Here is an 8,585-nt window from a genome sequence, read left to right as displayed (position 1 = left end):
ACCTGCGCGACAGCGTTGCGGAACAATAACGACGTAGAGAAACGTTTCATTGCTATTTGACAATGACTGCAACCTCGGAGATCTCGCCTGCAAGTAGAAAAAAAGACCCTGGCCAGGGGCCAGGGTTGCTAGGCCAGCTCAGCGCTAGACTCAACTAGCAAGGGGCTTGTTCAGGCAAAGAATAGCTCTCCTGCCCTACTGCCCTAGGGATTGTAACCAGCCGATCAGGGTAGAGCCGGACAGAGATTCAAACAGGATCAGGGCAACAAAGCCGATCATCGCCAAACGCCCGTTCAGTCGCTCTGCATACTCGGTAAAGCCCACCCGCGGAGTGGTGTCCACATACATTTCCGGCTCGATAGCATAATTGTTTAGGCGGCCGCCTTCTTCAACAACGACGGAGCGATATCGGCTCATAGGGTTCTCCTTGTTTCTTCCTTACCTAGTTTAGCTCGTTTTGCATAGGATTGTAAAGTTTTGTTTACGACTTTGTGGATGCCCGGCACCCTGAGCTTCCCGACAAAGGCCGACTAGGCGAGGAACAACTTGTAGGCGGGGTTGTGGCTCTCGTCCCAGTAGCGATAGCTCAACGTATCCAGAAAACGCTGCCACTCGGGCATTTCGCAGGTGGGCACCTGCATGCCGATGAGAACGCGACCGTAGTCGGCGCCGTTGTTGCGGTAGTGAAACAGGCTGATGTTCCAATTGGGGCTCATGCAAGACAAGAACTTCAGCAAAGCTCCGGGCCGTTCGGGGAACTCGAAGCGGTAGAGCAGCTCATTTTCCGCCAGCAGAGAGCGCCCGCCCACCATGTGGCGCAGGTGCAACTTGGCCAGCTCATCGTCGGTGAGATCCAAGGTCTTGAAGCCGGCCCGCTCCAGATCCAGAGCCACCGCTTGGGCATCGGCCCGATCCCGCACCTGCAGCCCGACAAAGATATGGGCTTCTTGCTCGTCGGCGATGCGGTAGTTAAACTCGGTGAGGTTGCGCTGGCCAATGTGGGCACAGAACCGGCGCAGGCTGCCGCGTCGTTCCGGAATGGTGACGGCAAAAATGGCTTCCCGCTGTTCGCCGATTTCGGCCCGTTCGGCCACAAAGCGCAGGCGGTCGAAGTTCATGTTCGCCCCACAAGCGACCGCCAGCAAAGTCTGTCCTTGGATGCCGGTGCGGCTCACATAGGCTTTGAGGCCGGCAATGGCCAGAGCTCCGGCAGGCTCCAAAATGGAGCGGGTATCTTCAAAGACATCCTTGATGGCGGCACAGGTGTCGTCGGTAGTCACCAGGAGGATCTCGTCCACGTACTGCTGACAGAGGCGGAAGGTCTCTTCCCCCACTTCCCGCACTGCCACTCCATCGGCAAACAGACCTACTTGGGATAGGCGCACCCGCCGGCCTGCCTGGAGAGACCGGTACATGGCATCGGAGTCCACCGGTTCTACACCGATGATCTTGATTTCGGGGCGCAAGCGCTTAACGTAGGCGGCAATGCCCGCGATCAGGCCGCCCCCGCCAACAGCGACGAAGATGGCGTGGATGGGCTGTTGGTACTGGCGCAGGATTTCCATGCCGATGGTACCCTGGCCGGCGATCACCAGGGGATCGTCGAATGGATGGATGAAGGTCAAACCTTTCTCGGCTTCCAGTTGCCGCGCGTGAGCGTAGGCATCGTCAAAGGTATCTCCGTACAAGACCACTTCTGCGCCCCGCGCCCGCACGGCATCCACCTTCACTTGAGGGGTGGTGACGGGCATGACGATGATGGCCCGAGTGCCCAGCCGCTGTGCTGCCAGGGCCACTCCTTGGGCGTGGTTGCCTGCGGAGGCCGCGATCACCCCTTGCGCCAGTTGCTCCGGGGGCAAGTGGGCCATCTTGTTGTAAGCCCCGCGCAGCTTGAAGGAGAAAACCGGCTGCATGTCTTCCCGTTTCAGCCAGACCGGGTTGTTCAGGCGGCGGGAGAGGTTAAAAGCCGGCTCCAGGGGGGTTTCTTGGGCCACGTCGTAAACGCGAGCTGTAAGGATCTGAACGAGATAATCACAATCCATCGGGATGTATCGATAGGGTCGAAAACGGTCGCTCCCGGCGGGCTAAGAGCTATTATCCCAGGGATCTATCCCTTCTCCAGCAAGGGGGGCTTGGGCATAATAACAAAGGCCATGGGAGAAGAAGCGATGTCGGCGCAGGAAAAGTTGAAGGCGCTGTTGGAGAGCCAGCCGGTGGCCTGCTTGGGGGTGCTGGAGCAGGGATCCCCGGCAGTGTCGCTGGTGCCCTTTGTGGTGCAACGGGATCCCTTGCGTTTTGCCATTGTCATTAGCGATCTTTCTTCCCACACCCAGGCTTTGCGGGCGGATCCCCGCGCCAGCTTGCTCATCCACGAGCCGCCCACGCCGGTGGATCCCCGCAGCAACCACGCTTTGCCGCGGGTGATGGTGAGCGGAGAAGCCCGGTTCCTCAGCCGCGCGGAGGCCCAAGCCTGGGGGTTTGAGGCCCTTTATCGTGCCAAGTACGAGATTGCCGAGATGATCCTGGGCCTGGCGGATTTTCACTTCTGCCAGATCACCCCCACCGGCGGCAGCTTCATTCAGGGGTTTGGCCAAGCCTTCCGGCTGAGCGGCCCCAACCTGGATCAACTGGAGCATCTCGGCCGCACCTAGGCGCAAGAACATGGCCTTCCGACCGGCAACCGACGACAGGGAGGGCGGATAAACCGTTGCCGCGCCAGCTTCCAGGTCGCGCTGCTATTTGCAAGTGACCGAAGACATGGGTCGGCAGGGATTCGAACCCTGGGCCAATCGGTTAAAAGCCGAGTGCTCTACCGCTGAGCTACCGACCCAAGTTTGCAGCTTTGTCATACTAGCAAAACTTCTGTCACACTAGCAAAGGTTCTGGCCGTATCCCTAAAAATCTTGCTATGCTGAACTTAGACCAACCCTGGGGCTGTAACGGTTTCGACGGGGTGGCGAACATGGGTTCATGATACAGGTCGGGATTGAGCTTATCCCGTTATCACCAGGCTCAAACCAGTACGTGCGAACAACGTCGTACCCTTTGCTCGTAAAGCAGCTGCTCTGGCTGCCTAAGGCTCAGTAACCGAAAACTGACTCTGAGCTCGAGGATCTGCTCACGACCCCGTTAAGTGGGCGGATCACAACCCCAACGGGTGCAGCTCTCTGCTCTGGCTCCGTCGAGGGAGAGACCAAGATTAGGCGGAGAAATCCCATCGCCGGGATCCAAACGGCGATCCCCGCCTCGAGGGTCAAAGAGGCTAAGCCTGTGAATGAGTGATCCCTTAGTACCCATCTCGGACACGGGTTCGACTCCCGTCAGCTCCATCCTCAGGTGCCCTAGGCCCAGAAGGTTGCTGGAGGACTTTTGGGCGTCCATGAAAGTCCGGCAAGATCCAATGCCATGCCAAGGTGGGGCCTGGCGCTCACCGCAGCTAATGGGAATGGCTGGTGCTGCAGCAGCTTTTGGTTTTCGGCGGCGGAGGGGGCACATCCAAAGCCGGATTGCACTCAAAGAAGCCCAACGGCTTGAGCAGAAAGCCAATGTAGCTAACCGGCATCACCGGCCAGTCTTCGGTGCGGGGGAAGTGGTTGCAGCCAAAGCTGTACCAGAGCACTAGGCGGGTATTTTCTAGGGATCGGTTGGCTTGTGTCCATTTCACCAGCCCTTCCCCACCGGGGTGTTGGTTGGGGTAGTCCCCCGCCGGGAACTTCTCGCCAGGATGATAGGGCGTGGCCCAGAGGTGGTGGGCCAAATACCCTGCCCGTCGATACAGCCAGGAGTCGGGGTGGGCCAGGAACCGGACATTCTCTCCTGGGAGCAACTTGTAGGCCACCGGCTGCCCCAGGCGGTTGTGGCGGTTGGGGTTGACAATCTTCCAGTAGCGCCCCCGCAAGGGATCCACCGTTTGCTTGGCTTCCTGCTCAGTGCTCAACAAGGTGGAGCGGGCGCGGAAGGCGTTGCCGTAGGGGTTATCCGGCCCCAAGGGCAGCGGCTCGGCATGGACTTCGTAGAGGGAGTTGCCCGGCCCATCCACCGCCATGTCCAGGCGCACGGTAAAAAAGTGCTGGTGGTTGAGGCCAGACAATTGGGGCGCTACCAAGACGCCAAACTCCGGTTCCTCCCCCGGCAGGGTGGCGCAGGTGTTGATGATGCCGGTGAGCTTGGCCTCGAACTCCAGCGTGCCGTCCTGGTAGAAGTACCAGAAAAAGCCGTAGTCGTAGTTGCCGATGGTGGTAAAGAAAGAGAGCACCAGCCGCCGCGAGCGCCGCACCTGAGCTCGCTCCGTGCGCCAGTCGGTGTGCTTCCAGAGCACGCCAAAGTCCTCCTCGTGCATGCAGATGGCGTTTTTGAGGAGCATGGGCTCACCGCTGTTGCTGGGCAGCCAGGCATCGAAGTAGTAGATCTCCCCCAGGCAGTCGCAGCCCAGGCGCAGGGAATTGGCCTGCATGCCGATGCCGTATTCCCCCACGTCAAAGGCGTTCTTGCGACAGTGGGGATCCCGTGGATCCCCGTAGGGCACCACCATCTCGGCTACCGAAGCCCGATAGAGGATGGGGCGAAGGCGGCCCTGATCCTCATAGCTCACCTGATGCAGCACCAGCCCCTCGCGGGGGTTAAAGCTGATGCGCAGATCCCACTTCTGCCAGCGGATGTGGTGGCCTTCTACTTGGAAGCTCACCCCTTGGGGCTGAGTAATTTCCAAAGGCTTCAAATCTCGGCGAAACTCTTTGAAGAAGATCTCGTCAAAATTGCCATCTTCCGGGGGCAGAGGCCAGGGGCCGCGATCCTCCACCTTGATCACCTGCATTTGGTTGAGGTCAATCCAGGGGTAGAGGCCTTCGAGGGGACGGGCATAGCCATTGTCGTAAGGGGAAGTGCGCAGGAAACACAGACCCCGCACCAGCCGCCGCCCCTTTTCTTCCGGGATCCCAAAGTAGCCCACCGTCCAGTAGTCCACCATCACCCGCTCCACATCGGCAATGCCCCGCCGCTGCAGGGCGGCCAGAAATTGGGGATCCTCCTTGAGCAAGCGGTCACAGGCGTAGACCTCATCGTCCAAAAGGGGCGGCTGCACGCCGGGGACGAGCTGCCAAGAGCACACCTGCTGCCGAGAGAGGGAGACCACCGCCTCGTAGGTGCTGCCCTCGGTGGGATCCAACAGCACCACAAACGCCTGCCGATCCCAGGGTTGGCCCGGTTGCCAAGCTTCCATCCAGGGCCGCTCCGGCTCCTGCAGTTGGATGGTGACAAAGCGGCAGCGGGAAGCAAGAGGGCGCTCCTGACGCAGGATTTTGACCACTTGCCGGATTTCTTCGCCATTTAGGGGATCCAGGGGGTGGCTTGGCCATTCGGGCCGGACAGCCGCGGTTGTGGCAGAAAGCGATCGCTCCTGCTCCTGCAGAGCAGGCTGAGGACTGCGAGGAAGTTCACAAATCACAGAAATAACCTTGAATTCTACAGAAAATGAATTGGCTGGGTGACGATCCGTTGAAAAATGCCGCAGGGATCCCCTTGCCTGCCACCCCAGGCGCTCTAAGCTAGCCATCAGCCCGTACAGGACAACCTGGCCGTTGCCACAGGCAACTTTGGCGACCTTGGCCGGCAAGAGGATAGGCTCAAAGAATCCGTTCTTGGGGACAACCTCACCTTCGCCAGCTAGCCCAACCTGAGGTTATCCCCATCCGTTGGGTTGTCTCTGCCCGCTAACCAAAGGAAGAGGGCAGCGGCACCTTGAGCAGCCGCGTTACCGCAAACCGAAAAATATCGAACAATCGCCAGAAACTAACTATAGGCTTCCGAGGGAAAAGATCCCCGCTCAAAATCAGCAGCAATTTTTTTAGGCCAAACGTGGCATAGGGCAGCATAAAAAAGAATCAACGCTTCACGCAGGCTGAGGGCGCAGCCGCAAGGAAGGAGCTTGATGCAGCACTGCTCTCTTCTCAACGCGAACTCATTTCGGCTTGCCCTAACCCCACCTGCTAGGGGGATCCCCAGTGTTGGGATCCAAGGCGCAACTGCCCATTACTATAGCAGAGGCTCCCCCCTCGGCCACAAGCTGCGGGCAAGAGTCGGCTCTCCGGATCTAGCGTGAAGTAAAGATCTTGTATTGGCTAACACATCTTTGAGCAGAGTACTGAAATCATGCTTAAAGCTAAGGATTTCTGGCAAGAGGATCTCTCAGATCTGTATGAGGATCGTCCACAATGAGGTAGCGCTGGTGGAACAACCAACCGTTTTGGTGGGGGAGATGGCTTCAGCTCAACACCGCCTGGTGCCGGTGCGGCCAGAAGACGGCGGCTTTTATCCAGAGCATCTCTCCTTGGCTCTGGAGGCCACCCAACTGGGCTACTGGCAACTGGATCTGCGCAGCGGGGAGCTGAGCAGTTCCCCTCAGTGCAAGGCCAAGTACGGACGGGATCCCGGCGAGGAGTTCACTCTGGAGATGTTTTTCGAGAGCGTTCACCCCGAAGATCGCCAAAGGGTGAAGGAAGCTTTCCAGTTGGCGGGGCCTAGAGCATTGGAGGGGGATCCCAACTTGGCAGTCGAGTACCGTGCCCATCTCGCAGACGGGCAGGTGCGCTGGCACCTCTCTCAGGGGATTGTGCTCCTGGGGCCGGAAGGGGATCCCAGCCATGTTGTCGGGGTAACCCTGGACATCACCAAGCGCAAGCAGGCCGAGCTAAAGCTGCAGCAACAGGTGCAGCGGGAAAAACTGTTTAACCGGCTCATTCAAGCCATCAGCACCTCTTTGGATCTACCCGCCCTCTTTGAGGTAGCGGTGCAGGAAGTAGGCCAGGTTTTGCAGGCAGCGCGGGTTACCCTTTACCAATATCTGCCTACCGAGAAGGTGTGGGTGGGCATTACCGGCTATGTTCGCTCCCCCGATGTGCCCAGTACTCTCCAAATGCGCATACCGGATGATCCGCAGATCCCAACCATTCAGCAGTTGCAGCAGCTGCAAGTTTTTCACGTGGCGGATCCCCAGCAAGTTTCCGATCCCTTTGCATTGCAGGAAAGGCAAGACCACCAGCTTGGCCCCTGGCTTACCATCCCGGTGGCCTGTCAAGGGAAACTTTGGGGCGCTCTAGCCCTGAGACGCCTGATCTCTGAACCCGATTGGCAAGAGGAAGAGATCGAGTTGGCCAGGGCAATTGGCAATCACCTGGCAGTCGCCATTCGACAGGCGGAACTTTACCAAAGGCTGCAGCAAGCCAACGTCGAACTGGATTACCAAGTGCGGGTGCGCAACGGCCAACTGCAGCAAGCCTACGAAGACGAGGCCCTGCTGCAACTGATCACGGAAGAAATTCGCTCCAGCCTAGACGAGCACAAGATTTTGGAAACCGTGGCGCAAGAACTGGCCCTCAGACTGGGTCTTTCCGGCTGCATGATTGCCCTCCATGACCCAGAACGACAGGTTAGCGTTTTGGCCTTGGATTATCGACCTGGAGAAGGGATCCGCCGTTTTCCCCTGGAGATCCCCTTTGCCGATTTTGCCGAGGTGCTCCAGCAGCTTCAGGGTGGGCAGTTCTGCTATTTCAGCAACCTTGGCCACCCCTGCTGGCCCAGCTACGACCGCCACACGCTGCTGGTACTTCCCATTTGCGATGCTCAGGAAGGCGAATCTCTCCTGCTGGGAAATATTTGCGGCTCGCGTCCGCCGGGGCAGGTGTTTGGCGAGCGGGAACAGCGCTTGATGCGGCGGGTGGCCAGCCAGTGTGCGATTGCCATTCGCCAGGCCCGGCTTTTCCAAACCGTGCAGCAGCAGGTGCAGCAGTTGCAGGAGCTCAACCACCTCAAGGATGAGTTTCTGCACATGGTCTCCCACGAGATGCGCACGCCTCTAACCAACATGAAGCTGGCAATTGCTTTTCTCTCCAAGGCCAACCTGACGGAGCGGGAGCAGCGCTACTTGCAGATTTTGGAGATGGAGACCAACCGCGAGCTGGACTTGATCAACGAGCTGTTGGAATTGCAAGCTATTGAAGCCGGAAATAGGGATCTCAATCTAACCTGGTTATCTCCTCAGGAGTGGATCCCCAATCTTTCCGAGCCCTTCCGGCTGCGAGCTGCCCAGCAGAACCAACAGTTTCAGTTGGAATGGGATCCCGACCTTTTGCCCCTCTGCACGGATGAGAGCCTGCTGTCGCGGGTGGTGGGCGAACTTTTGAACAACGCCTGCAAGTACACGCCGGCTGGGGAAAGCATCTGTTTGCGCTTTAGCCAGACCCATCAACAGAACCGTCCCGGCTGGCTGATCGAGGTGCGCAATACGGGAGTGGAAATTCCTCCAGAGGCGCTGCCCCATGTGTTTGAAAAGTTCTACCGCATCCCACAGTTGGATCGCCGCAAGGCCGGAGGGACAGGCCTAGGCCTGCCGCTAGCCAAAAAGGCTATGGAGATGTTAAAGGGATCCCTGACGGTGGAAAGCCGTTCCCGGCAGGTGATTTTCCAGGTGTGGTGCCCCCATCAGGGCAGCTTGTCGGCAACTCAAAACAGAGCCTAGCGCCTTGCGCAGGACTCGAACCTGCAACCATCGACTTAGAAGGTCGGTGCTCTATCCATTGAGCTAGCAAGGC

The 8,585-nt window shown here is 58.7% G+C and carries 5 protein-coding genes, 2 tRNA genes and 1 other RNA gene; 3 read left to right on the top strand and 5 right to left on the bottom strand.

What is annotated here, in order from left to right; all coding sequences use genetic code 11:
* Positions 1 to 195 precede the first annotated feature (195 nt).
* Together NW853_RS06110 and ilvA are read right to left on the bottom strand one after the other, a co-directional pair.
* A complete protein-coding gene (locus tag NW853_RS06110; protein WP_414334922.1) occupies positions 196 to 417 on the bottom strand; it encodes a high light inducible protein in 222 nt (73 codons plus the stop codon).
* Between the two features lie 113 nt (positions 418 to 530).
* Positions 531 to 2,042, bottom strand: coding sequence for a threonine ammonia-lyase, biosynthetic (ilvA, locus tag NW853_RS06105; protein ID WP_414334923.1), 1,512 nt, complete (start codon positions 2,040 to 2,042; stop codon positions 531 to 533).
* A gap of 126 nt (positions 2,043 to 2,168) precedes the next feature.
* Between ilvA and NW853_RS06100 the strand changes: the two genes are divergently transcribed.
* A complete protein-coding gene (locus NW853_RS06100; protein WP_414334924.1) occupies positions 2,169 to 2,651 on the top strand; it encodes a pyridoxamine 5'-phosphate oxidase family protein in 483 nt (160 codons plus the stop codon).
* A 107-nt stretch (positions 2,652 to 2,758) separates the two neighbouring features.
* Here the strand turns inward: NW853_RS06100 and NW853_RS06095 are convergent.
* Positions 2,759 to 2,830 (bottom strand) — tRNA-Lys (locus NW853_RS06095).
* A gap of 100 nt (positions 2,831 to 2,930) precedes the next feature.
* On the opposite strand from NW853_RS06095, the gene ssrA reads away from it, so the two are divergent.
* Positions 2,931 to 3,332, top strand: a transfer-messenger RNA (tmRNA) gene (gene ssrA, locus NW853_RS06090).
* A 104-nt stretch (positions 3,333 to 3,436) separates the two neighbouring features.
* Here the strand turns inward: ssrA and NW853_RS06085 are convergent.
* Entirely contained in the window at positions 3,437 to 5,611 is a 2,175-nt protein-coding gene (locus tag NW853_RS06085) for a primary-amine oxidase (protein WP_414348346.1), read from the bottom strand.
* Positions 5,612 to 6,253: 642 nt separating this feature from the next.
* Here NW853_RS06085 and NW853_RS06080 point away from each other — a divergent pair.
* Complete coding sequence (locus tag NW853_RS06080) at positions 6,254 to 8,512, top strand: GAF domain-containing protein (RefSeq protein WP_414348343.1); 2,259 nt, start codon at positions 6,254 to 6,256, stop codon at positions 8,510 to 8,512.
* Here NW853_RS06080 and NW853_RS06075 read toward each other — a convergent pair.
* Positions 8,513 to 8,585, bottom strand: a tRNA-Arg gene (locus NW853_RS06075).

It is taken from the genome of Synechococcus sp. H55.11 (assembly GCF_047462475.1).
In the GTDB taxonomy this organism is placed as follows: domain Bacteria; phylum Cyanobacteriota; class Cyanobacteriia; order Thermostichales; family Thermostichaceae; genus Thermostichus.
This window is presented reverse-complemented; position numbering and strand designations above follow the sequence as displayed.

Bases quoted from the DNA above. Each gene is read 5' to 3' on its own strand.
- NW853_RS06100 (WP_414334924.1), top strand. From the start codon at position 2,169: ATGTCGGCGCAGGAAAAGTTGAAGGCGCTGTTGGAGAGCCAGCCGGTG.
- NW853_RS06110 (WP_414334922.1), bottom strand. From the start codon at position 417: ATGAGCCGATATCGCTCCGTCGTTGTTGAAGAAGGCGGCCGCCTAAAC.
- NW853_RS06080 (WP_414348343.1), top strand. From the start codon at position 6,254: ATGGCTTCAGCTCAACACCGCCTGGTGCCGGTGCGGCCAGAAGACGGC.
- ilvA (WP_414334923.1), bottom strand. From the start codon at position 2,042: ATGGATTGTGATTATCTCGTTCAGATCCTTACAGCTCGCGTTTACGAC.